This window comes from Thermobifida cellulosilytica TB100 (assembly GCF_001517975.1).
In the GTDB taxonomy this organism is placed as follows: domain Bacteria; phylum Actinomycetota; class Actinomycetes; order Streptosporangiales; family Streptosporangiaceae; genus Thermobifida; species Thermobifida cellulosilytica.
The window spans coordinates 667,644-690,354 of the sequence record NZ_KQ950180.1 but is presented as its reverse complement, the minus strand read 5'-3'; the positions used below and the strand labels follow the sequence as shown (position 1 = coordinate 690,354).

Sequence of the window (22,711 nt, the reverse complement as noted above, 5' to 3'; positions counted from 1 at the left end):
ACCCTCCGTAATGAGAAACATGCTGGTACGTACCGTCAAAATGCCCCCAGCGAGATCAAAGCCGCAGGTTGATCCCGCTGGGGGCGGTAGGAGCGGTCAGTCAGCCCAGTTGCAGCGCGTCACGGAGGAACTCCACCTGGAGGAGCAGCAGGTTCTCCGAGACCTTCGGGTCGTTGGCCATGTGCGTGGCCCCCGACAGGGGCAGCACCGTGTGCGGGCGGCCCGCCGCCAGCAGAGCCGAGGACAGCCGCTGGGTGTGCGCGAACACCACGTTGTCGTCGGCCAGGCCGTGGATCAGCATCAGCGGGCGCTCCAGGCCGGGGGCGTCGGCCAGCAGCGACTCCCGCTCGTAGCGCTGCGGATCGGCGTCGGGGTGCCCCAGGTAGCGCTCGGTGTAGTGGGTGTCGTACAGCCGCCAGTCGGTGACCGGGGCGCCCGCAACGGCCGCGTGGAACACGTCCGGTCGGCGCAGCACCGCCAGCGCCGCCAGGTACCCGCCGAACGACCAGCCGCGGATGCCCACCCGGGTCAGGTCCAGGCGCACCCCGAACGCCTCCTGGGCCGCCTGCAACGCCGCCACCTGGTCCTCCAGCACCGTCCCCGCCATGTCGGCGTGGATCGCCTGCTCCCAGGCCAGGCCGATGCCGGGGGTGCCGCGCCCGTCGGCGACCAGCACCGCGAAGCCCTGCTCGGCGAACCACTGCGAGGTCAGGTAGGCGCTCTGGGCGCCGAGCACCCGCTGGGCGTGCGGACCGCCGTAGGGGTCCAGCAGTACCGGCAGCGGCGCGGAGTCCTCGGTGTACCAGGACGGCAGCACCAGCGCGGCGGGGATGCGCCGCTCGCCCAGCCGACGCAGCCGCACGTTCACCCCCGGCAGTTCGGGGCGCTCGGCCAGGCTCGCCACCTCGGCGACCGACCGCCGCGCGTCCGCGTCCCGCACGATCGCGGTGCGCACCCCCGGGGCGGCCAGGTCGCGGCGCTGCACCACCAGGGTGCCGCCGCGCAGCCGGCCCGAGTGGACCCCGGACGGGTCGTCGGTGCCGGGGAAGCCCACCTCGGCGAGGGCGCCCTCCTTGCCGTCGTACAGCCACAGCCGCACGTCCTGCGGCTCCCCGGGCGGCGACGCCGAGTACAGCACCCGGGAGCCGTCCACGTCCAGCACCGCCCGGACGTACTGGCCGGGGGCGCTCACCACCTGGTCGCCCCGGTACAGCACCCGCTCGCCCGCGGCGTCCACGCCGAACCGCAGCGCCTGGCCCTCGGCGTCGAACGCCGGGACGCCCGGCATGATCTCCACCCAGACGTCGGAGGTCTCCGTCCACAGCTCCTGGACGGCGCCGGTGAGCGGGTCCGCGGCGAAGGCCCGCAGCGTGCGCTGGGCGCGGTCCTGCGCGGTGAGGACCACCGTCGCCGTGCCGCCCAGCCGGTCCGTCCACCCCGCGGTGACCAGGTACGGCAGTGCCGTGCGGCCCCACTCCACCCACACCGGCTCCCCGGTGCCGTCCGCGCGCAGCACCGCCAGGCGCACCTCGGCGTTGTCCGTGCCCGCCGCCGGGTAGGCGACCGTCTGCGGGACGGCCTCGGGGCTGCCCGGATCGCTGATGTGCCAGCGCCGCACCGGCGCGTCGTCGACGCGCGTGGCGAGCAGGAAGGTTCCGTCCGGGGACCACCACATGCCCCGGTAGCGGCCCATCTCCTCGGCGGCGATGAACTCGGCCAGACCCCAGACGACGGTCGGCCCGTCCGGCTCGGCCACGACCCGGTCGCCGCCGTCGGCGAGGTCCAGCACGTGGACCGCGCCGCCGCTCACATAGGCCACCGACCGCCCCGTGGGGTCGAGCACCGGGTCGATCACCGGGGAGGCCGCGGGCAGCTCCCGGGGCTCGGCGGCGCCGTCCAGCTCCACGCTGTAGAGCCTGCCGGACAGGGTGAAGACCGCCCGGGTGAACGCGTCGTCGACGCTGTAGGAGACGATGCCGCCGCCCGCCTCGCGCAGCCGCTCCCGCCGTGCCCGCTCCTCCGGGGGCAGGTCCTCGCCGGTGTCGCCGACCGTGCGCGGGTCGGCGACGACCCGCTCCGTGCCGTCCGGCTCGGCGACCCACAGGCAGGTCGCGGTGTCCGTGCCGTGCCGACCCCGCAGGAACGCCACCCGCCGACCGTCGGGGGAGATCTGGAACGAACGGGGCACGCCGATGCTGAAACGCTGGGTACGGGCGTACTGTCGTGGGAAGCTCATGCCCGAATTCTGGCAGCCGGGACCGCGCCCCGGGGCACGCCGTCCCGCTGGCGTTTCGGTACGCCGGGGCGGGGAGGAGCGACGCGGCGCGGGTATCGTCACCGGCATGAGAGACCGTCGCCTGCTTCTGGTGCACGCCCACCCCGACGACGAGACGATCGTCACCGGCGCGACCATGGCCAAGTACGCGGCCGAGGGCGCCCACGTGACCCTGGTGACCTGCACGCTCGGCGAGGAGGGCGAGGTCATCCCGCCGGAGCTGGCGCACCTGGCCAGCGACCGCGAGGGCGGGCTGGGGGAGTACCGCGTCACCGAGCTGCGCCGCGCCTGCGCCGAACTGGGCGTCCGGGACCAGCGGTTCCTCGGCGGCAGGGGCCGCTACCGCGACTCCGGCATGATGGGCGCGCCCACCAACGACCGTCCCGGGTGCTTCTGGCGCGCCGACGTGGAGGCCGCCGCGCACGAGCTGGCCGCGGTCATCCGCGAGGTCCGCCCCGACGTGGTCGTCACCTACGACGACAACGGCGGCTACGGGCACCCCGACCACATCCAGGCGCACCGCGTGACCGTGCGCGCGTTCGACCTGGCCGCCGAGCGCACCCTGCCCGGCACCCCCTGGCAGGCCCGGAAGCTGTACGCGATCGCCCAGCCCAGGACGGTGCTGGAGGAGTCGGTGGCGCGCATGCAGGCCGACCCCGGCCCCTTCACCGCGCCCAAGGCGGTCGAGGACGTCGCCCCCGGCACCCCCGACGCGCTGGTGACCACCCGCATCGACGCCTCCGCCCACCTGGAGGCCAAGACGCGGGCCATGCGCGCGCACGCCACCCAGATCAGCGTCTCCGGGAGGCGGTTCGCGCTCTCCAACGACATCGCCCAGGAGATCCACGCGGTGGAGTACTTCACCCTGCTGCGCGGCCCCGAGCCCCGCCGCGGCCCCGACGGCTACGAGACCGACCTGTTCGCCTGAGCACCCCGGCGGCCGCCCCGGTCCACGCGGCGGGAAGCGGCTAGGCTGCCAGACGTGACTTCCTCGGCAGAGCACACCAGCCCGCCGCCGGAGCCCGCCGCCGCGGACCCCGGCGCGTTCGACCTCGGCCTGGGCCGGGCACTGGCCGCGCTGACCCTCGTGTTCCTCGCGGCGCTGGGCTTCGTCGGCGGGACCGTGCTGGGACTGTACGCCAGTTGGCTGTCGTGGCTGTGGCTGACCGGCACGGTCGGTCAGGTCCTCGGCCTCGCCACGGTCCTGCTGTTCCTGGCCGTCCTCTTCGCCGGGGTCCGCACGATCGGCTGGGCGGTCGGGGCGAAGTGGGGCCCCGGGGCGTTCGCGGCCGGGTGGATCCTGGCCGGGGCCGTGCTGACCGGCTACGCCTCCGGCGGGGACATCCTGTTGACCTCCGCCGTCCCCAACTACCTCTTCCTCTACGGCGGGGTGGGGGCGGTGATCCTGGCGACCGTGCTCACCCCCGAACCCGCGCGGGAGGTCACCACCACAGCGGCAGGAAGCCCTGGCCCCAGGCCAGGTAGGCGGGGTTCAGACCGGCCTGGGCGAACAGGGTGAACAGCCACTCCATGACGGCGTCGTTGACCGGCGGGCACCACACCACGGCGAAGAGCAGCACCGTGCCGAAGACCGCCGCGTTGCGGCTGGGACGCCACCGGTCGATCGCCTCGGCGAGCGTGTCGTAGAGGTCGGTCCCGGGCACGGGCAGCAGGTTGAGCAGGGCCGCGATGACGTTGAGGTAGCACAGGAACAGCAGGGCGACGATGGCCCAGTTGTCCGTGACGAACCCCTCCGGCACCAGCAGCGCCACCGTGCCCGCCAGCACCGCGGCCAGCACCACGTTGACCAGCAGGCCGCCCAGGGACACCAGGGCGCGGCGCAGGCGGCTCGGCACGGCCGAGCGGTCCAGGTGGACCGCGGGACCGTTCAGGCCGACCGCTCCGATCAGCAGGAACGCCAGCGGCAGCACCAGGTGGGCGCCCTTCTCCCGGAACGCGAACGGGTTGAGCCGCAGGTAGCCGCTGCCGCGCAGGGAGCGGTCGCCGAACCGGTAGGCCAGCAGCGCGCGCACGTACTGGTGCAGGGTCAGGCAGACGGTCCAGCCGCCCAGGATGAGCAGGAACGGCGCGTAGGCGCTGTCCCAGCCGAGCACGGTCTCCTCGGCGCGGGTCCACGACAGCCATCCGGCCAGCGCCGTCACCCCGAGCAGCAGCAGGAACACCGGGCTGGGCAGGAAGTCCAGCCTGCCGGGGGCTGGTTCGGCTGCGGCGGCCTTCGGCTCCTCGACCGCCGGTTCCTCGGACGTCGGCTGCGGCGCCGGATCGGACGTGGACATGCTGCTCCCGCTGGTCGCGAATGTGTGGCACAGGGCTGGGGGGTACTGCCAGGCTAGAGGGTCTCCGGGGGCGCCCCGCGCCAGGGCGGGGTTGAGCAGACCGCCCCGGACGGCTCAGATGGAGGCCGACGGGGCCGTGGCCGACAGGTGGATCGCGGTGAGGGCGAAGGCCCGCCCCACCTTGGTCAGCCGTTTGGCCCGCCCCTCGCCGAGCAGGTCGGGGCCTGCCACGCAGCCCAGGATCTCCAGCAGCCACACCACGGTGATCAGCACCGACCGCACCTGGTCGGTGCGCGGGCGGCCCCCGGTGACGTCGTCCTCCCAGCCGGCCCGGATCAGCAGTTTGCACGCCTCCTCGGCGATGTCGACGTCCTCGTCGCGGCGCGGGGTGACCACCGAGCGCGGGGAGCGCAGCAGGAGCAGTCCCAGCAGGGTCTCGGTGGCGGCCTGCTCGAAGCCGTCGGTCATGAGCACGCTCTCGGCGACCGCCCGCCACAGCTCGCCGACGTCCTCGCGCAACTGCCGCCCGTGCCGGGTCAGCACCAGGCGGCGGCCCGACCGGCGCACCGCCCGCATGGTGCGCAGCAGCTTGTGCAGCGCGATGAGCTGCATCACGTCGGTCTCGCTGCGCGGCGGCGACGGCGAGGTCGCCCAGCCGAACTCCTCGCACAGCGCCCGCACCACGGCGGGCGACATGTAGCCGATCTGGGTGAGGTTGATGCCGTCGGCGGCGTAGTCGAGCAGCCGCCGCACCGGGGCCAGGGCCTCGGGCGCGTCGTGCGGCACCTCCGCTCCCGCCGCGATCTGGCCGCGCAGCGGGAACAGGTGCTCCCGGTGCGGGTGGGACCGGGAGGCCAGCCACTCGGCCACCCGCTCCTGGCGGATCTTGTCCAGGTGGCTGAGGCCGGACGCGTCGGGCTGGGTGAGGAAGCTGCGCGCGCGCTCCTCTTGGGCGACCCGCCACCCGCGCGCGCCCGGGCGCACCTCGCCCGCGGCGATCGCCAGCTCCAGCACCGCCGACGTCTCCTGGTACGCCTCGATCTCGGCTCTGCCCAGGGCGGTTCCCCAGGTCAGCTCGGGGAGGTCGGGCGGGGTGACCCCGGAGGAGCGCATGTGGCGCTCGTAGGCGGCCAGCCCGCTGTCGTGGGAGGCCGTGTAGGCCCGCAGCACCTCGCGGGTGCGCTCCGAGGTGCAGATGTCGGCGTAGCGGTCCAGGTCGAGCAGGCGGAACAGGGAGCTGAGCGAGTCGGTCACGAACTGCCACTCGCTGGGTTCGGAGGAGAAGCGCACCGGGAGCACGTACCAGCAGAACTCCTGGACCGCGTGCTGGGTCAGCGCCTCCAGCCGCCGCCCGGAGACGAGGGTGTCCAGTGCGCTCTCCGCGACGCGGGCCGCGGTGGGATCGGTGCGTGCGAGGTGGGCGATGGCGGCTGCCACGGTCTCCTGCATGGCGCGGACTCCCACCTCCTGCCTCGTCTCGCCTCCGGTCGGGCGCTCCGGATCACGCGGGACCCGTCGCGCTGCGGCGCCGTGGCGGCTCCCCCGGCACGACCTTGCTGGCGACCACGTCCCCGGCGGCGACCTGTGCCGTGGAGCCGTCGCGGCGGCGCAGCGTCAGGACGTCGCCGTGCCATGACTCCAGTACCCCGACGATATCCCGGAAACGCCCGTCAGGCAGCCGGAAACGCACGGTGACGCGCTGTCCGGTGTCGTCCGCGGTGACGGAGTGCGTCAGCCGTGCGACGTATCCCAATGTCGCCACCCCCGATGGTGATCCACGTTGCTTGCACCGCAATACTAGAGAGAGCGGTACCCGTGTCCTCTGGCCGTTAGACCCGCTTCCGGGACACTGCCGGGCCTCTTCCGCGCAGGCGCAGGTCCCGGTCGTCCACTCCGGTGATGGTCGGTCAGAAGTATCGCGACGTAGCAGCCACTTACGCGGTCCACGTGGCGAGACCGAGGAGGAATACGACGTGACCTACGTCATCGCGCAGCCGTGTGTCGACGTGCTCGACAAGGCGTGCATCGAAGAGTGCCCCGTCGACTGCATCTACGAGGGTGGGCGCATGCTCTACATCCACCCCGACGAGTGCGTCGACTGCGGTGCCTGCGAGCCGGTGTGCCCTGTGGAGGCCATCTACTACGAGGACGACCTGCCCAGCGAGTGGGCGGACTTCCACAAGGCCAACGTCGAGTTCTTCGACGACCTCGGCTCTCCCGGCGGCGCCTCCAAGGTCGGCAAGATCGACCGGGACCACCCGCTGGTGGCGGCCCTCCCGCCCCAGGGCGACCACGAGTAGCAGACGCGATCGGATTCCGGCCGCCGCAGCCGAGGCGGCCGACGGCGACCACGCCGCTGCCGTCCCCCGCGGGGGCGGAGGGCGGCGTGGTCGATTCATGCCCCGGGACGGGGCGGACACGGCAGACGACAGACCCGCTCCAGCCGACCGGGACGGTGCGGGAGGCGACGTGACGAGGGGACGTGGCGACCATGGCCGAGCGGCGTCCGGTGGCTGACCGGCTGCCGACCTTCCCGTGGGACCGGCTGGCTCCGTACAAGGAGATCGCGGCCGGGCATCCGGACGGCATCGTGGACCTGTCGATGGGCACCCCGGTGGACCCGGTGCCCGAACGGTTGCGCGCGGCGCTGGCCGAGGCCGCCGACGCGCCCGGGTACCCGCAGACGTACGGCACCCGGGCGCTGCGCGAGTCCATCAGCGGCTGGCTGGAACGCCGCCACGGGGTGCGGGTGGACCCCGACGCGACCCTGCCGACCGTCGGCTCCAAGGAACTGGTGGCCTGGCTGCCCACCCTGCTCGGGCTCGGCCCGGGCGACACGGTCGTCTTCCCGGAGCTGGCCTACCCCACCTACGACGTCGGCGCGCGCCTGGCGGGAGCCACCCCGGTCGCGGCCGACGGCCTGGCGCAACTGGGACCCGCGCGGCCCGGGCTGCTGTGGATCAACTCCCCGGCCAACCCCACCGGCCGCGTCCTGGGCGCCGCGCACCTGCGCAAGGTGGTGGCCTGGGCGCGGGAGCGCGGTGTCGTCGTCGCCTCCGACGAGTGCTACCTGGACCTGGGCTGGGAGGGCGAGCAGCCGCTGTCGATCCTCCACCCCGACGTGTGCGGCGGCTCCCACGAGGGACTGCTCGCCGTCCACTCGCTGTCCAAGCGTTCCAACCTGGCGGGCTACCGGGCGGGCTTCGTGGCCGGCGACCCCGCTCTGGTGCGGCAACTGCTCGCGGCGCGCAAGCACGCCGGGATGATGGTGCCCGCCCCGGTGCAGGCGGCGATGCGCGCGGCGCTCGACGACGACGGGCACGCCCGGGAGCAGAAGCAGCGCTACGCGGCGCGGCGCGCCCGGCTGCGCGAGGCGCTGGAGGGCGCGGGCTGGCGCATCACCCACTCCGAGGCGGGACTGTACCTGTGGGCCAGCCACCCCGAGCACGACGGGTGGGGGTCGGTGCGGCTGCTGGCGGAGCGGGGCATCCTGGTGGCGCCCGGGGAGTTCTACGGCCCGGCGGGTGCGGGGCACGTCCGGGTGGCCTTCACCGCCACCGACGAGCGGGTGGCGGCCGCGGCCAAGCGTCTCACGGAGCTGTGACCGGCCGGTGGGCGGGCCGCCCCGGCCGCACGGCGCCGGGGCCGCCCGCTCACCGCAGGACGATCTCCTCCGAGACCGTCTCCACGGTCTGCCAGCCGTCCTCGCCCGAGTCGGCGGTCCACTGCCGGTCCAGGTAGGTCACCGAGGTGATGCCGTAGACGGAGGCGTGGGCGACCGCCCACTGGGCCATCGCCCAGCCGAGGTCGCCGGTCTGGCGCTGCACGGTCCCCAGCTCCTCGGGGCCGACGCCGAAGACGCGGCGCATCTCCTCCACGGCTGCGTCCAGGTCGGTGGGACCCGCCTCCTCCTCGGGGAACCAGCAGGTCAAAGCGGCTCCCTCGGTACCGGTGAAGGCCGCGGCCATGGTCCGGGAGCGCGGTTCGTGCTGGTCGTAGGCGAACCCGTCGGCGCTGCGCTGCACGGACTGGGCCGCCTCGTGGACGGGGAGGTCCAGGTAGCCCTCGACCTGCACGAGCTCCTCGTAGAACTTGGTGCTGGCGTAGACGGGGTCGATGATCTCCTCGGGGCTGCCCCACTCCATGGAGGGGCGCTGCTGGAACAGGCCCAGGGAGTCGCGGTCGCCGTACTCGATGTTGTAGAACTTCGACTCCTGCCACACCGTGGCGTAGGAGATGACCACGGCGTGCTGGGGAAGGTCCATGGCGAAGGCCACCCCGGCGACCGTCGCGGCGTTGGCCGCCTGTTCCAGCTCCAAGGTGTCGGTGTCCTCCTCGGTGACGAGTCGGCAGCCGTCCTCGGGGGGAGGGGGCGACAGGTCAAGGGGCTTGATCGAGCGCATGACATAGATCCCTGCACCGACCAGCAGCCCGCAGGCCACGGTCAGGGCGAGCAGGATCTTGACGAACGCGGAAATCCTTCGACGCTTTCTGGGCACGAGCAGACCATATAGATTCAGGGCGAAATCACGCCATGAGATGACAAAATTCCCATAGCGTGAAACGGGCAGGTTGGAGCGGTCCAGGGTGGACCCAAGGCTTCGATGCGCACTGCGGCGCAGAGGTTCTGGAATCCGATGTTACGGACCGTTCCGGAGTGATGTCGCAGGAACGCCGTGATTGACACCACGGGGCGTGCCCGGTTTCTCCCGCCGGGAGCGGAACCCAGTAGGCTCCCAGCCATGACCACCTCGTACACCAGTCCGCTGCCCGAGAGCATCGACGAGCTCTGGGAGCGCCGCGCCGACCTCACACCCGACGACACCGCGGCCCGCGACGTCATCGTGAGCGCGGTCAACCAGATCGACACCGGCAAGGCCCGCGTCGCCTTCGTGGACCCCGCCACCGACGAGGTCGTCGTGGACCAGCGCGCCAAGCGCGCGATCCTGCTGAGCTTCCGCGTGCTGGGCATGGAGGAGTCCACGGTCGGCGGCTTCCACTACCACGACCGCATCCCGCTGAAGACCCGGCTGGACGGGGTGCGCGTGGTGCCCGGTGCGATCGCCCGGTGGGGCTCCTACCTGGCGCCCGGCGTGGTGCTGATGCCGTCCTTCACCAACATCGGGGCCTACGTCGACTCCGGGACCATGGTCGACACCTGGGCCACGGTCGGCTCCTGCGCCCAGGTCGGCAAGAACGTGCACCTGTCCGGCGGGGTGGGCGTCGGCGGCGTCCTGGAGCCGCCGCAGGCGTCCCCGGTCGTCATCGAGGACGACGCGTTCCTGGGCTCGCGCAGCATGGTCGTCGAGGGAGCGCGGGTGCGCCGCGGCGCCAAGCTCGGCGCGGGCACCATCCTCACCGCGTCGACCCGCGTGTTCGACGCCGAGACCGGTGAGGAGCTCAAGCGCGGCGAGGCCCCCGCGTGGTCGGTGTGCGTCACCGCCAACCGGGTCAAGAGCTTCCCCGGCGGCGACTTCGGCATGCCGTGCCTGCTGGTGCTCAAGCGTCTGGAGGAGGGGCAGGAGCACGAGAAGCTCGCGCTCAACGACCTGCTCCGCGAGCACGGCGTCAACGCCTGACCGCTCCTCCCGCGCCGGTCCCGGCCCTCTGAGGCCGGGACCGGCGGCCGTCCCACCGCCCGAACCGCACCGGAAGCGCAGCCATGCTCGACCTCACCGCGGACGTCCGCGACCTCACCGCACGCCTCGTCGACATCGAGTCGGTCAGCGGGGCGGAGAAGCCCCTCGCCGACGCCGTCGAGGCGGCGCTGCGGTCCCTGCCGCACCTGACCGTGACGCGCGACGGCGACGCGGTCGTGGCCCGCACCGAGCTGGGCCGGGCCAGCCGCGTGGTGCTCGCCGGGCACATCGACACCGTGCCCACCGCCGACAACGTGCCCTCCCGCGTGGTCGACGGAAGGCTCTACGGCTGCGGCGCCTCCGACATGAAGAGCGGCGTGGCGGTGCAGCTCAGGCTGGCCGCGACCGTCACCGAGCCGCGCCACGACCTCACCTTCGTCTTCTACGACTGCGAGGAGGTCGAGGCCGAGCGCAACGGGCTGCGGCGCCTGGCGGCCCGCCACCCCGAGTGGCTGCGCGGGGACTTCGCGGTGCTCCTGGAGCCCACCGGGGGCCAGATCGAGGGCGGCTGCCAGGGCACCATGCGGGTGGAGGTGACCGCGCGCGGCGTCCGCGCGCACAGCGCCCGCTCCTGGATGGGCCGCAACGCTATCCACGAGGCCGGGCGCATCCTGGACGTGCTGCGCGCCTACACCCCCCGCCAACCCGAGGTCGACGGCCTGCGCTACCACGAGGGGCTCAACGCGGTCGGCATCACCGGGGGAGTGGCGGGCAACGTCGTCCCCGACGTCTGCGTCGTCACCGTCAACTACCGGTTCGCCCCCGACCGCACGCTCCAGGAGGCCGAGGCGCACCTGCGGGAGGTCTTCGACGGGTTCGACGTGCGGGTCACCGACGCCGCGGCGGCGGCCCGCCCCGGGCTGGACCACCCCACGGCGGCCGCGTTCGTGGCCTCCGTCGGCGGAGGCCAGGCCCGGGCCAAGCTCGGCTGGACCGACGTGGCGCGCATGGCCGAACTGGGGATCCCCGCGGTCAACTACGGTCCCGGCGAGCCCACGCTGGCGCACACCAGGGACGAGTGGGTGGACCTGGAGCAGGTCGCCGCGGCCGAGCGCCGCATGGCCGCCTGGCTCACCGGGGCGTCCTGACCCGGCCCCGTCGGCTGCCGGGCCTGGTCAGAAGGGCTCTACGCGACGCCCCGAGTGGGTAACGTTGCGCCATGACGGATTCTCGATCAGCGGAACGACAGGCAGGCCCCCTCACCTACCGGGGCAGGGAGATCCCCAGAAGCACCACCGACCAGCGGCTGCTCGACCGCCGCGGCCCCACCGACTGGGTGCACACCGACCCCTGGCGGGTGCTGCGCATCCAGTCGGAGTTCGTCGAGGGCTTCGGCATGCTGTCCGAGGTCGGACGGGCCGTGTGCGTGTTCGGCTCCGCCCGGGTCAAACCCGGCACCCCCTACTACCGGCTGGGCGAGACGATCGGCGACAAGCTCGCGCGGGCCGGGTACACGGTCATCACCGGCGGCGGCCCGGGGCTGATGGAGGCCGCCAACAAGGGGGCCGCCCTGGCCGGGGGGACCTCGATCGGCCTGGGCATCGAGCTGCCGTTCGAGCAGGCGCTCAACGAGTACGTCAACATGGGGGTCACCTTCCGGTACTTCTTCGTCCGCAAGACGATGTTCGTGAAGTACTCCCAGGCGTTCGTGGTGCTGCCGGGCGGCTTCGGCACGCTCGACGAGCTGTTCGAGGCGATCACCCTGGTGCAGACCGGGAAGGTCACCCGCTTCCCGGTGATCCTGGTGGGCAGCGAGTTCTGGGGCGGCCTGGTGGAGTGGATCCGCGAGCGGCTGCTCGCCGAGCAGTTGATCTCCCCGCACGACACCGACCTGTTCCAGGTCACCGACGACCCCGACGAGGTCGTCGAGAGCATCCGGCGGGCGCACGCCGAGTGGGAGCGGGCGGTCGAGGAGGAAGAGGCCGTGGCCGAGTTGGAGGAGGCGTTGCACGAAGCGGAGAACGCCTGACGGAGAGTGTTCGCCGGTCTCCCCGCCGACGGCGCGGATGTGGCACGATCGAAGGCGTGATAGCCATCCTGATCCTGACGGCGCTGGCCGGCTTCGCGGTGCTCGTCACCGTGGCGGTGCTGGTCATGGGGCACGGCGGGCAACTGGCTCGGTTCGAGGCCGACCATCCCCCGCTCGACCTTCCCGCGGACCGTCCGGTGACCGGCCGCGACGTGGCGCGGATACGGCTGCCCCTGGCGTTGTGGGGGTATCACGTGCGCGCCGTGGACGAGGTGCTGGACCGGGTGGCAGCGGACATCGAGGAGCGCGACACGCGTATCGCGCAGCTCGAGGCGAGGTTGGGCGACCGCGGCAGCTCCGCGGAGCGGCCGCGGGTGTGGTACCCGCGCTCTCCGCGGGAGACGTCGTCCGTCGGCGAGGAGGAGCGGCAGTCTCCCGACACCGAGGACCCTGACGCCGACCCCTGGCAGGGCACCGTGCCGGAGTGCGCCGCCGAGTACGCCGAACAGCAGTCCAGAGTCGCCGGGGGTCGCCGGTGAGCACGGACGGTCCGCTCCGGCCCGCGGCCGGGGCGGGCCTCCCCGAGGGCGCGGCCCCCGTCGGAGCCGACGGGCTGCGCCGCTGCCCGTGGGCGCTCGGCGCGGCGGACCTGACGCGCTACCACGACCTGGAGTGGGGGGTGGCGGTCCGCGACGACCGGGGCCTGTTCGAACGGCTCAGCCTGGAGGCGTTCCAGGCAGGCCTGTCCTGGCTGACCGTGCTGCGCAAGCGCGAGGCCCTGCGGGAGGTCTTCTGCGGCTTCGACCTCGCGGCGGTGGCCGCGTTCACCGAGCGGGACGTGGCACGGCTGCTCGCCGACCCGCGGATCATCCGCAACCGCGCCAAGATCGAGGCGGTGGTCGGAAACGCCCGCGCCGCCCTCGACCTGCCGGAGGGGCTGGCGGAGTTCGTGTGGCGCCACGCGCCCGAGGCGCCCGCCCCCGCGCCGGTGACCGCCGCCGACGTCCCCTCCTCCTCCCCGGAGAGCGCGGCCCTGGCCCGGGCGCTGCGGCGGCGCGGTTTCCGCTTCGTCGGCCCGACCACCGTCCACGCGATGATGGAGGCGGTGGGCATGGTCGACGGCCACCTCGCGGACTGCCACCGCCGGGGCGTCGCCGCTGCGGGCCGCCCCGGGCGGGCGGGGACCGAGGAACAGCGCACCCCTCACCCTGTGTGAGCTTCTTCACATATTTTGTTCGCGTGGGGGTGGTTTGTGTGTCTTATCCTGGTTCGCTGTATCGCGAACGGCCCCTCCGCGCACGTTCGCACCGTTGGAGGAAGCGATGATCGATTCGCGCCAGAGTCCTCACCCCGAACCCCCCACCGGGAAACAGCGGTGACCGCGCCCCCCAGTTCCGACCGGAGCGAGTGCCCTGCGGCGGTGTCTCCGATCCGGGAGATGTCGCTGTGGCCCCCACCGCGGTCCACACGGCACAGCAACCGACGCTCCAGGCTGGTGCTGGTCGTCGGCGCGGCTGCGGCGGTGGTCCTGGCCGCGGTCGGCGGTGCGCTCTGGGCGTTGTGGCCGGAGCCGGAACCCGAACCGGAGCAGCCCGCGGTCTCCGAGGGCATCCCCGAGGAGTACGCGGGAAGCTGGAGCGGGGAGATGGCCCAGCACGACGAGAACGGCGAGCCGGTCACCGAATGGATCGTCCGGCTGAAGCTCGACGAGGGCACCGACCGGGGCAGCGCGGACCTGCTGCCCCTCGACTGTCGGGGCACCGTCGTCCTCACCGAGCAGACCGAGACCTCCCTCGTGTTCGACTACGCGGAGACCTACGACCCCGAGGACCACTGCATCGACGAGAGCGTCCTGACCCTCAGCCAGCAGGTACCGGGAACCCTGGAGGCCGAGTGGGTGGGAACCTCCCGCGAGGGGACTGTGATGACCTCCACCGGCACTCTCAAGTAGGTTCGTCTCAAGCCCGCCGCCACCCGGACCCGAGGCGGCGGACCCAGACGACCGGGAGGACCGATGGCCGATCCGGCCCCCTTGCTCGACACCGATCCCACCAGCATCGGCGAGTACACCCTGCTCGGCAGGCTCGGACGGGGCGGTCAGGGAGTCGTGTACCTCGGAAGCGCTCCCGACGGCGGTCGGGTGGCGGTCAAGACGCTGCACGCCGACGCGCTCGACCTTCCCGGGCTGCGCGCCCAGCTCGCCGAGGAGGTCGAGATGGCCCGGCGGGTCGCGCGCTTCTGCACCGCGCAGGTGCTCGCCGCCGACCTGGACTCCGACCCGCCCTACGTGGTCAGCGAGTACGTGGAGGGCGAGTCGCTGCAAGCCGTGGTCCGCAACGGCGGACCGCTGAGGGGAGCGGCCCTGGAGCGGCTCGCGGTCGGCACCCTCACCGCCCTGGCCGCCATCCACCAGGCCGGGATCGTGCACCGCGACTTCAAACCGGCCAACGTGCTGATGGCCCCCGGCGGCCCCCGGGTGATCGACTTCGGCATCGCCCGGGCGCTGGAGGGAACGGCGATCCTGACCAGCAGGATCGCCGGGACCCCGTCCTACATGGCCCCCGAGCAGATCACCGGCGGTCCGCTGGGACCCGCCGTCGACATGTTCGCGTGGGGCGCCACCATCGTCTACGCGGCCAACGGGCGGGGGCCGTTCGGGCACGGCTCGCTGAAGGCCGTGGTCAACCGGGTCGTCAAGGAGGCCCCCGACCTCGGGGAGCTGAGCGGGCCGCTGCGCGAGATCGCCGAGCGCTGCCTGGACAAGGACTCCTCCCGGCGTCCCACCGCGGCCGAGACGCTGATGCTGGTGCTCGGGATCGAGGAGGCGCCGCCGCCCGAGAAGCCCGCCGCCGAGACGGCCGTGCCCGTCGCCCACCAGACCCTCGTGGCCGGGGCGATCGCCGCCGCCGACACCGGAGCCCAGGAGAGCGCGGCGGCCGAGATCTACCGCTCCTACCCGCCGGCAGCCCCGGCGCCCCCCGACGCGGCGGCCGCCGCCCCGCCGGTCCAGCCGCCTCCCGCGCCGCCGACGCCCCCGTATCCCACCGGGCCGCAGCAGCCCCACTACGCCACCGGCCCCCAGCAGCCCGTCTACCCCTACCCGGCCGGGCCGCAGCAGCCCTCGTATCCCACCGGTCCGCAGCAGCCCGCCTACCCCGGGCCCCACCCCGGGCCGACGACCGCGCCCCCGACGCCGCTGACCGGGCCGGGCCGGCCCTACCCGCCGCCCCAGCCGCCGTGGACCCCGCCCGTGGCGCCGCAGCCCCACCCGGCCCAGCCCGTGCCGCCGCAGTGGCCGGGCTACCCCGGACAGCAGCCCCCGCAGCAGTCCGAGGGCACCAGCACCGCCGTGGTGATCGCCATCGTCGTCGCCGCCGTGGCCGTGGGGACGCTGCTCTTCTCCCTGCTGTTCCTGATGCTCGGCAGCCCGTGAGCCGCGCCCCCGGTCAGCGCCCCTGGAAGGTCGGCCGCTGCTTCTCCAGGAAGGCCAGGGTGGCGTTGAGGTGGTCCAGGGTCTCGGCGCACTGGTCCTGCAACCGCGCCTCGATGTCCAGCGCGCCCGGCAGGTCCAGCGCCGCGCCGAACGCCACCTCCGCCTTGATCGCGGAGTAGGCCACGGTCGGCCCGGAGGCCAGCCGCTCGGCGAGCTCCCGGGCCGCGTCCGCCAGGGCCTCCGGCTCGACCACGCGGGTGACCAGGCCGATCTCCAGGGCCCGCTGCGCCGGGACCGGCTCGGCCAGCAGCAGCATCTCCATGGCCCGCGCCTGCCCGACCAGCCGCGGCAGCGTCCACGAGGTCCCCGTGTCCGCGCCCAGCCCCACGTTGGCGAAGGCCATCAGGAAGGACGCCTCGGTGGAGGCGATCCGCAGGTCGGCGGCGAACGCCAGTCCCGCGCCCGCGCCCGCCGCCACCCCGTTGACCGCCGCGACGATCGGCTTGGGCATCCGGGTCATCGCCAGCACGAGCGGGTTGTAGTGCTTGCGCACGGTGTCCCCGAGCCCCTCGTCGCTGCTGAGCCGTCGGCCGTGCTCGTCCAGGTCCTGCCCGGCGCAGAACGCCCGCCCTGCGCCGGTGAGCAGCACCGCCCGGACCGCGGGGTCGGTGCGCGCCTGCTCCAGCGCCTCCAGGAGCCGCTCCTTGACCTCGGTGGTGAGCGCGTTGAGCGACGCGGGCCGGTTCAGTGTGACGGTGGCGACCCCGTGGGAAACCTCGTAACGGACGCTTTCTTTATCGGACATGAGAACTCCCTGATGAGGTTGGTCCGGAATTCGGCGGACGCGGTCCGGGGCCAGAACCGTCCCACCAGGTGGGAGCAGGAGACCAACAGGGTCGGAGAAGTCCGCGGACGGCGCGGCTCCCACAGTAACCGTCGCACGATCTTCGGGCTCCGTTCGGTTCGGAAGCTCCCGGTCGTTTCCAACCGGGGTCCAAAACCGAGATAATGACAGATCAGTGATTCGTTCACTGAGTCACGCGGATTCGGCCCGCTCCGCACTCCGGACTCGTGGCAGCGATCCGGTACGCCGAGGACCGACTCACACGCGCGACCATCGTCTAGGAAAGGGGATACGGCATGGCGGCGATGAAGCCGAGGACCGGAGACGGACCTTTGGAGGTCACCAAGGAGGGTCGCGGCATCATCATGCGGGTTCCGCTGGAGGGCGGTGGACGCCTGGTGGTCGAGCTGACTCCGGCCGAGGCCGGTGAACTTGCCAACGCGCTCAGCGAAGTCGTCGGTTAGCGACCCGTCCCACCGTTGTCCCAGCGTGCCGCCGGGCGTTCGGAGCTGACCGCGGCCGCCCCCCGCACAGGAGTCAGCGCGGGCGTCCGCCCGGCCACGCGATACCCGAGTCCACGAAGAATGTGAGCGTCCGTGCCTCTCGCTACGGAGATCCACCCGGTCGAAGGCGTCCTCGCCGAATCCACGGCGGACCGTCTCGTGCTCGTCGTCCGTTCCGGACCGGACGGGCCGCAGCCGGTCCTGGACGGGGTGGGGCTGAATCCGGCCGATCTCGACGCCCGGTTTCCCGCGCCGGTGGCGCAACTGTTCGACACCTACGAATTCAGCGGAAAACCGGGACAGGTCACCGAGTTTCCGGTGGATCTCGGTCGAGGGCTGGTGCGGCTGTCCTTCCTGGGAATCGGTGACGCCACTCCCGGGGAGATGCGTCGGGCGGGTGCGGCGCTCGCACGCTCGGTCAGGGGAGCCGCCCGGGTGGCGGTCAACGCCGCCGCGTCGGAGCACGACCCGGCCGCGCTGACCGCGTTCGTCGAGGGGGCGCTGCTCGCCTCCTACACGTTCACCCTGGCCGAGGCGGCCAAGGGCGCCGCCCCCGCGCCCGTGATCGACCTGGTCGGTTCGGCGGCGCAGGCCGCCGAACCGATCCGGCGCGGCGCGGTCCTGGCCCGTGCCACCGCAACAGCACGGGACCTGATCAACACCCCCTCCGCGGAGAAGAGCCCCGCCTGGCTGGCGGCCCGGGCCGAGGAGATCGGCGCACGGGCGGGCCTGTCGGTCCGGGTCTGGGACGAGACCGCGCTGAAACGCGACGGGTTCGGAGCGATCCTGGCCGTCGGCCAGGGGTCGGTCCGGCCGCCGCGGCTGGTCGAACTGTCCTACCGCCCGGACAACCCCACGGGCCACGTGGTGCTGGTCGGCAAGGGCATCACCTTCGACACCGGCGGCCTGTCGTTGAAGCCCAACGACAACATGAAGCTCATGAAGACCGACATGAGCGGCGCCGGAATCGTCCTGGCCGTCCTCGCGGCACTGGGCGAGCTGGGGGTGCGGACCGCGGTCACCGGGCTCATGGCGGTCGCGGAGAACGCCTTCTCCGGCAGCGCCACCCGGCCGGGCGACGTGCTGACCACCTACAGCGGCCGCACGGTCGAGGTGCTCAACACCGACGCCGAGGGCCGCCTGGTGCTCGCCGACGCGATCGGCTACGCCGTGGCCGAACTGGAGCCGGACGTCCTGGTGGACGTGGCCACGCTCACCGGCGCGGCCAAGGTCGCGCTGGGCACCGGTATCGGCGCGCTGTTCGCCACCGACGACGACCTGTCCGCCGCGCTCCTCGACGCGGGCGAGCGGTCGGGCGAGACGCTGTGGCGGATGCCGCTGCATGAGGAGTACCGCGACACCCTCGACTCGCCGGTCGCCGACCTGGCCAACACCGGTGTCAAGGCCGACTACGGCCACCCCGGGGCCACCGAGGCCGCGCTGTTCCTGCGCGAGTTCGTCGGCTCCGTGCCCTGGGCGCACCTGGACATCGCCGGACCGGGCCGGTCCATGAGCGAGGAGGGCGTGCTCAGCAAGGGCGGCACCGCGTTCTCCACCCGCCTGCTGCTGCGCTGGCTGGCCGAGCGGTAGCCCCCGGCCCGGTCGGCGCCGCCGCGCGCGGCCCCGCACCCGTCGCGGACCGCGGCGAGCCGCGCCGGGCCCGGTGGTGCTCCCCCTTCCCGCCCCGGCTGGCTAGCCTGGAAACCCGCTGGTAGAAGGGCTGCGGAACTTAATCGCCCGCCGCGGTGTTAAAGAAGGGCGGAAGGATCACCGTGTCCGCCCGCCGCGTGGACCGATGTCGAGTGAAGGGAGCGCCGGTGGCAGATTCCCGTTCTGCCGACTTCGGCCACTGGGAACCGCCTAGCTGGGACGAGGTCGTACGCACCCACTCCCCGAGGGTCTACCGCCTGGCCTACCGGCTGACCGGCAACCAACACGACGCCGAGGACCTCACCCAGGAGGTCTTCATCCGGGTCTTCCGCTCCCTGGCCACCTACACGCCCGGCACCTTCGAGGGGTGGCTGCACCGCATCACCACCAACCTTTTCCTCGACATGGCACGCCGCCGCGCCCGCATCCGCTTCGAAGGACTGGCCGAGTCCGCCGGCGACCGCATCGAGGGACGCGAGCCCTCCCCGGCGCAGGCGTACGACGACCGCCACTTCGACGCCGACGTGCAGGCCGCGCTCGACGCGCTGCCCCCCGAGTTCCGCGCCGCCGTCGTGCTGTGCGACATCGAGGGACTCTCCTACGAGGAGATCGCGGCCACCCTGGGGGTGAAGCTGGGCACGGTCCGCAGCCGCATCCACCGCGGCAGGGCCCAACTGCGCGCTGCGCTGGAGCACCGCCGCCTGACCGCCGAACGAGCCGGGGAGGTCACGGAAGCATGAGCCACCTGGAGGAGCGGCTGTCCGCCTTCGTCGACGGCGAGCTGGGACACAGCGATCGCGAACGGGTGCTCAACCACTTGGCCGGCTGCGAGACCTGCCGCTTCGAGGCCGAGATGCTGCGCCGGCTCAAGCAGCGGCTCAGCGCCCTGGACGGCCCGGAGCCCGCCTCCGCGTTCCTCGGCCGACTGCTCTCCCTGCCCGACGACACCCTCCCCAAGGGGCCTCCCGGCGGCACCTTCGGAACGGCTCCTCCCCTGGGCGCCGGACGCCCCCTCGGCGGCGTTCCCGCCCGACCGGTGGAACAGCGCCCCGCCCCGGCCCGCGGGCGCTCCCGGTTCCGCCCGGCCTGGGGGAGGGCGCGCTACGCGGTGGCGGGGGCCTCCGTCCTGGCGGTCACCCTGGGTACGGCCTTCGTCGCCGGAGGAGACCGCACGGACCAGCCCGTGGTCACCCCCGCGCTGGTCGACTACGTGATCGAGCACGCGGCCGTGTCCGGGCAGTCCCCGCTGGGCGACCCCGCCACGCTCCCCGTGGTCACGTCGCAGTCGCCGCGGGGCGCGACGGTCCGAACGGTGCAGTCGGTCACCAGCGAACCGGCGCGGCCGGACCCGTCCGCCCCCCGGTGAGCGGGAGCCGCCACGAGACCGGACACCACAGGCACAGGACCGTCCCGGTGTCCGTGCTGTGCCTGCTGCTGTTCCTGATCGCCGTCACCGTGGCCGCCGACTCCCACACCGGCCACACCGTGCAGCGGCGCGGCGGCGACGGCATGGAGATCCTGCGCCGCGCGGCGGAGAGCAGCATGCGGCTCCACTACCAGGGAGTCCGCTCGGTGTCCTGGGTGGACGGCACCGGCCGCACCGAGACCGCGCTGCTGAACATCCTGCACCGGCCCGAGGTGGGCACCCTGGTCAGCCCCGTGCGGAACGGCACCGAGGGCACGGACGTCCTGGTCGGCACGGACGCCTGGGAGGGCCCCGACGAGGACGTGCTCGCGGTCCTGGAGGCCAACTTCTGGGTCCGCGCCGACGGGACGGGGCAGATCGTCGGACGCCCCGCGGTACAGGTCACCGCCCGGCGCGACAGCGGGCAGGTCGCGGCCCGCTTCTGGGTCGACGAGCAGACCGGCCTGCTCCTCCGCCGCGAGGTGTACGACATCGACGGGGAGCTGGCCCAGGCCAGCGCCTTCGAGTCGGTCAGCTTCGGGGCCGACACGGTGGGCGCGGCCGGTGAGGAGGTGCGGCCCGACGTGGTGGGCCGCCCGTGGGGGGACGAACTCGACCCGTCCGTGCTGGCCCAACTGAGGGACGAGGGGTGGACGCTGCCGGAACGGCTGTACTGGGGGTTCGAGCTGGTCGAGGCGCGCTCCACCGGGAGCGGGGAGGACCGGGTCGCCCATCTGACCTACTCCGACGGGATCTGCGTGATCTCGGTGTTCGTCCAGCGCGGCAGCCTGGCGGAGAGCGCGGTCACCGAACTGCGCGAGGTGGAGCGGGACGGCGCGGCCGTCCACGTCGCCGACGAGGGCGGCCAGCACCGGCGGATGTGGGAGGCGGACGGGTTCGTCCACACCGTGCTCGCCGACGCTCCCCCGGGGATCGCCTTCGGAGCGCTGAAGGCGCTGCCCCCGCCCGACGGAACGGGTTTCTGGGAGAGGATCGGCCGCGGGTTGGAACGGATGGGAACCTGGCTGGGGTGATGCGCATCCCAGCGGTTGAACACGGGAAAAGCGGGTGGCCGAACGGCCGCGGTTCCCGTGGACCGACGTTTGTGGTGTGCGCGCCAGGATGAATCGGGCAGCGATAGGCGGAGAGTACATGAACGACGAAACCGGACACCGTGCCCCCGGGGGAGAAGCGGAAGGACTGACGGTCCGGTCCGGCCCGTCGTCAGCCCCGGAGAGGCACGCCCCGCCCTTGGGCCAGGGGGAGGCGCGCCGGGAGCCGTCGGGACCGCAGCAGGGGACGCCCGCAGCGGCCCCGTCCGCCCCCGGACGGGCGCCGACCGCCGGGCCCGGCCCGGGACAGCCCGCGTCCCCGTCCCGGCCCTGGACGGTCGACGGGCGCCCCGCAGCAGCCCAGAACTGGGCCAACCCCCTCGGCACGCCGGGCGGCCCCGCAACACCGCAGGCCCCGTACCGACCCGCCGGGCCTGCCGGACCCACCGGGGGGTGGCCGGTCGGGGGAGCCTTCCCCGGCGGCGCCTCCCCGGGAGCGCCGCAGCCCCGTGGCGGTCGCGGCCTTCCGCTGTGGGCGGTGCTGCTCCTGGTCATGGTCGTGGCCATGGCGTCGGCTGGGGTGGGCGGAGTCCTGGGCGCCTCCCTGGGCGGGGGTGAGCAGGACCCGGAGGTGGAGAGCGCCGGAGCGCTGGACAACGAGGTGCCCAGCGACGTGCCCAGCCGCGCCCCCGACACCATCGCCGGGGTCGCGCAGCGGGTCAACCCGAGCGTGGTGTCCATCCGCAGCGCCAGTCCGCGGGTCAGCGGCAACGGCTCGGGGTTCGTCATCGAGGACGGCTACGTGGTCACCAACAACCACGTGGTCGAGGCGGTGGAGCGCGCCGGGGTCGTCGTGGTGGTCTACAGCGACGGCCACACCAGCGAGGCCGAGGTGGTGGGCACCGCGCCCTCCTCCGACCTGGCCGTGCTGCTCCCGGTGGACCCGCTGGACGTGGAGCCGCTGGAGTTCGGCGACTCCGACCAGGTGACCGTCGGGGACACCGTCATCGCGATCGGCGCGCCGCTCGGTCTGGAGGGCACCGTCACGTCGGGAATCGTCAGCGCGCTCAACCGTCCCGTGACGGTCGGCGAGGAGGGCCGTCAGGCGTACATCAGCGCGATCCAGACCGACGCGGCCATCAACCCCGGCAACTCGGGAGGACCGCTCGTCAACGAGCAGGGCATGGTGATCGGGGTCAACTCGGCGATCGCCACCATGGGCAGCACCGGCGGGGCGCAGAGCGGCAGCATCGGCCTGGGCTTCGCGATCCCGTCCAACCAGGTGGCGCGCGTGGCGGAGCAGCTCATCGAGAGCGGCGAGGCGCCGCACGCGATCATCGGCGCGGTGCTGGACCTGCAGTACCAGGAGCAGGGCGCGCTGATCATGGAGGAGGACGGGAGCGTGGTGCCGGGAGGCCCGGCCGACCAGGCCGGACTGCGTCCCGGCGACGTCATCGTGGAGTTCGACGGCACCGCGGTGCGCGACGCCAACCAGCTCGTCTCCCTGATCCACACCAAGGCCCCGGGGGACCGCGTGGAGGTCCGCTACGTCCGCGGCGAGGAGGAGCACACCGCGGTCATGGTGCTGGGCTCCTCCGACAACTGAGTTCCGGCCCGCACCGGACGAGGCCCGGCCCCGCTCCG

General features: G+C 73.2%; 23 protein-coding genes. 17 read left to right on the top strand and 6 right to left on the bottom strand.

The window, feature by feature from the left end:
• Positions 1-100: 100 nt before the first annotated feature.
• On the bottom strand, positions 101-2,236 hold the full coding sequence (locus tag AC529_RS02925) for a S9 family peptidase (protein ID WP_068753355.1): 2,136 nt from the start codon (positions 2,234-2,236) through the stop codon (positions 101-103).
• 106 nt (positions 2,237-2,342) lie between these two features.
• Between AC529_RS02925 and mshB the strand changes: the two genes are divergently transcribed.
• Positions 2,343-3,203, top strand: a complete 861-nt coding sequence (gene mshB / locus AC529_RS02920) for an N-acetyl-1-D-myo-inositol-2-amino-2-deoxy-alpha-D-glucopyranoside deacetylase (RefSeq protein ID WP_068753354.1) — start codon at positions 2,343-2,345, stop codon at positions 3,201-3,203.
• A 54-nt stretch (positions 3,204-3,257) separates the two neighbouring features.
• Entirely contained in the window at positions 3,258-3,794 is a 537-nt protein-coding gene (locus AC529_RS02915) for a hypothetical protein (protein ID WP_068753353.1), read from the top strand.
• Here the strand turns inward: AC529_RS02915 and AC529_RS02910 are convergent.
• From AC529_RS02910 to AC529_RS02900, 3 genes are all read right to left on the bottom strand, one after another.
• Positions 3,718-4,572: a site-2 protease family protein gene (locus AC529_RS02910; RefSeq protein ID WP_232306540.1), complete on the bottom strand. Its 855-nt coding sequence runs from the start codon at positions 4,570-4,572 to the stop codon at positions 3,718-3,720. The genes AC529_RS02915 and AC529_RS02910 overlap by 77 nt on opposite strands.
• Positions 4,573-4,686: 114 nt before the next feature.
• Complete coding sequence (locus tag AC529_RS02905; RefSeq protein WP_068753352.1) at positions 4,687-6,021, bottom strand: hypothetical protein; 1,335 nt, start codon at positions 6,019-6,021, stop codon at positions 4,687-4,689.
• Positions 6,022-6,073: 52 nt separating this feature from the next.
• Positions 6,074-6,325, bottom strand: coding sequence for a putative acetyltransferase (locus AC529_RS02900; RefSeq protein WP_068753351.1), 252 nt, complete (start codon positions 6,323-6,325; stop codon positions 6,074-6,076).
• 220 nt (positions 6,326-6,545) lie between these two features.
• On the opposite strand from AC529_RS02900, the gene fdxA reads away from it, so the two are divergent.
• Positions 6,546-6,872 (top strand): ferredoxin, encoded by a 327-nt coding sequence (gene fdxA, locus AC529_RS02895; protein ID WP_068753350.1) that lies wholly within the window; start codon positions 6,546-6,548, stop codon positions 6,870-6,872.
• Positions 6,873-7,063: 191 nt separating this feature from the next.
• Positions 7,064-8,176: a succinyldiaminopimelate transaminase gene (gene dapC / locus AC529_RS02890; RefSeq protein WP_068754442.1), complete on the top strand. Its 1,113-nt coding sequence runs from the start codon at positions 7,064-7,066 to the stop codon at positions 8,174-8,176.
• Positions 8,177-8,225: 49 nt separating this feature from the next.
• Here dapC and AC529_RS02885 read toward each other — a convergent pair whose 3' ends face one another.
• Complete coding sequence (locus AC529_RS02885; RefSeq protein WP_068753349.1) at positions 8,226-9,071, bottom strand: hypothetical protein; 846 nt, start codon at positions 9,069-9,071, stop codon at positions 8,226-8,228.
• Positions 9,072-9,314: 243 nt separating this feature from the next.
• Here AC529_RS02885 and AC529_RS02880 point away from each other — a divergent pair, with 243 nt between their 5' ends.
• From AC529_RS02880 to AC529_RS02850, 7 genes are all read left to right on the top strand, one after another.
• Complete coding sequence (locus AC529_RS02880) at positions 9,315-10,151, top strand: 2,3,4,5-tetrahydropyridine-2,6-dicarboxylate N-succinyltransferase (RefSeq protein WP_068753348.1); 837 nt, start codon at positions 9,315-9,317, stop codon at positions 10,149-10,151.
• Between the two features lie 83 nt (positions 10,152-10,234).
• Positions 10,235-11,299: a succinyl-diaminopimelate desuccinylase gene (gene dapE, locus AC529_RS02875; protein ID WP_068753347.1), complete on the top strand. Its 1,065-nt coding sequence runs from the start codon at positions 10,235-10,237 to the stop codon at positions 11,297-11,299.
• 71 nt (positions 11,300-11,370) lie between these two features.
• Positions 11,371-12,180 carry an LOG family protein gene (locus tag AC529_RS02870; RefSeq protein WP_068753346.1) on the top strand — a complete coding sequence of 270 codons (810 nt, stop codon included), beginning with the start codon at positions 11,371-11,373 and terminating at the stop codon, positions 12,178-12,180.
• A gap of 56 nt (positions 12,181-12,236) precedes the next feature.
• Positions 12,237-12,719 (top strand): DivIVA domain-containing protein, encoded by a 483-nt coding sequence (locus AC529_RS20735; RefSeq protein ID WP_232306539.1) that lies wholly within the window; start codon positions 12,237-12,239, stop codon positions 12,717-12,719.
• Entirely contained in the window at positions 12,716-13,396 is a 681-nt protein-coding gene (locus AC529_RS02860; RefSeq protein ID WP_068753345.1) for a DNA-3-methyladenine glycosylase I, read from the top strand. The genes AC529_RS20735 and AC529_RS02860 overlap by 4 nt, the downstream gene beginning before the upstream one ends.
• 279 nt (positions 13,397-13,675) lie before the next feature.
• Complete coding sequence (locus AC529_RS02855) at positions 13,676-14,131, top strand: hypothetical protein (protein WP_232306538.1); 456 nt, start codon at positions 13,676-13,678, stop codon at positions 14,129-14,131.
• 63 nt (positions 14,132-14,194) lie between these two features.
• Complete coding sequence (locus tag AC529_RS02850; RefSeq protein WP_068753344.1) at positions 14,195-15,613, top strand: serine/threonine-protein kinase; 1,419 nt, start codon at positions 14,195-14,197, stop codon at positions 15,611-15,613.
• A 13-nt stretch (positions 15,614-15,626) separates the two neighbouring features.
• Here the strand turns inward: AC529_RS02850 and AC529_RS02845 are convergent, their stop codons facing one another.
• Complete coding sequence (locus AC529_RS02845) at positions 15,627-16,418, bottom strand: enoyl-CoA hydratase-related protein (RefSeq protein ID WP_068753343.1); 792 nt, start codon at positions 16,416-16,418, stop codon at positions 15,627-15,629.
• Positions 16,419-16,753: 335 nt separating this feature from the next.
• Between AC529_RS02845 and AC529_RS19360 the strand changes: the two genes are divergently transcribed.
• The 6 genes from AC529_RS19360 to AC529_RS02820 all read left to right on the top strand — a co-directional run bounded on the left by AC529_RS19360 (position 16,754) and on the right by AC529_RS02820 (position 22,673).
• Positions 16,754-16,921 (top strand): DUF3117 domain-containing protein, encoded by a 168-nt coding sequence (locus AC529_RS19360; protein ID WP_083947887.1) that lies wholly within the window; start codon positions 16,754-16,756, stop codon positions 16,919-16,921.
• A 132-nt stretch (positions 16,922-17,053) separates the two neighbouring features.
• A complete protein-coding gene (locus tag AC529_RS02840) occupies positions 17,054-18,550 on the top strand; it encodes a leucyl aminopeptidase (protein WP_068753342.1) in 1,497 nt (498 codons plus the stop codon).
• A gap of 227 nt (positions 18,551-18,777) precedes the next feature.
• The gene (sigE, locus tag AC529_RS02835; protein ID WP_068753341.1) at positions 18,778-19,350 is read left to right on the top strand and encodes an RNA polymerase sigma factor SigE; all 573 of its coding nucleotides are present in this window, start codon (positions 18,778-18,780) and stop codon (positions 19,348-19,350) included.
• Complete coding sequence (locus AC529_RS02830) at positions 19,347-19,976, top strand: anti-sigma factor family protein (protein ID WP_068753340.1); 630 nt, start codon at positions 19,347-19,349, stop codon at positions 19,974-19,976. Before sigE ends, AC529_RS02830 begins: the two co-directional genes overlap by 4 nt.
• Before the next feature lie 47 nt (positions 19,977-20,023).
• A complete protein-coding gene (locus AC529_RS02825; RefSeq protein WP_232306537.1) occupies positions 20,024-21,049 on the top strand; it encodes a sigma-E factor regulatory protein RseB domain-containing protein in 1,026 nt (341 codons plus the stop codon).
• 556 nt (positions 21,050-21,605) lie between these two features.
• Positions 21,606-22,673, top strand: a complete 1,068-nt coding sequence (locus AC529_RS02820) for a S1C family serine protease (protein ID WP_232306536.1) — start codon at positions 21,606-21,608, stop codon at positions 22,671-22,673.
• Positions 22,674-22,711: the final 38 nt, after the last annotated feature.

Coding starts and splice junctions, on each gene's coding strand:
- AC529_RS02925 (WP_068753355.1), bottom strand. CDS start 2,236: ATGAGCTTCCCACGACAGTACGCCCGTACCCAGCGTTTCAGCATCGGC.
- mshB (WP_068753354.1), top strand. CDS start 2,343: ATGAGAGACCGTCGCCTGCTTCTGGTGCACGCCCACCCCGACGACGAG.
- AC529_RS02910 (WP_232306540.1), bottom strand. CDS start 4,572: ATGTCCACGTCCGATCCGGCGCCGCAGCCGACGTCCGAGGAACCGGCG.
- AC529_RS02905 (WP_068753352.1), bottom strand. CDS start 6,021: ATGCAGGAGACCGTGGCAGCCGCCATCGCCCACCTCGCACGCACCGAT.
- dapC (WP_068754442.1), top strand. CDS start 7,064: ATGGCCGAGCGGCGTCCGGTGGCTGACCGGCTGCCGACCTTCCCGTGG.
- AC529_RS02880 (WP_068753348.1), top strand. CDS start 9,315: ATGACCACCTCGTACACCAGTCCGCTGCCCGAGAGCATCGACGAGCTC.
- dapE (WP_068753347.1), top strand. CDS start 10,235: ATGCTCGACCTCACCGCGGACGTCCGCGACCTCACCGCACGCCTCGTC.
- AC529_RS02870 (WP_068753346.1), top strand. CDS start 11,371: ATGACGGATTCTCGATCAGCGGAACGACAGGCAGGCCCCCTCACCTAC.
- AC529_RS02850 (WP_068753344.1), top strand. CDS start 14,195: ATGGCCGATCCGGCCCCCTTGCTCGACACCGATCCCACCAGCATCGGC.
- AC529_RS02845 (WP_068753343.1), bottom strand. CDS start 16,418: ATGTCCGATAAAGAAAGCGTCCGTTACGAGGTTTCCCACGGGGTCGCC.
- AC529_RS19360 (WP_083947887.1), top strand. CDS start 16,754: ATGGCGGCGATGAAGCCGAGGACCGGAGACGGACCTTTGGAGGTCACC.
- AC529_RS02830 (WP_068753340.1), top strand. CDS start 19,347: ATGAGCCACCTGGAGGAGCGGCTGTCCGCCTTCGTCGACGGCGAGCTG.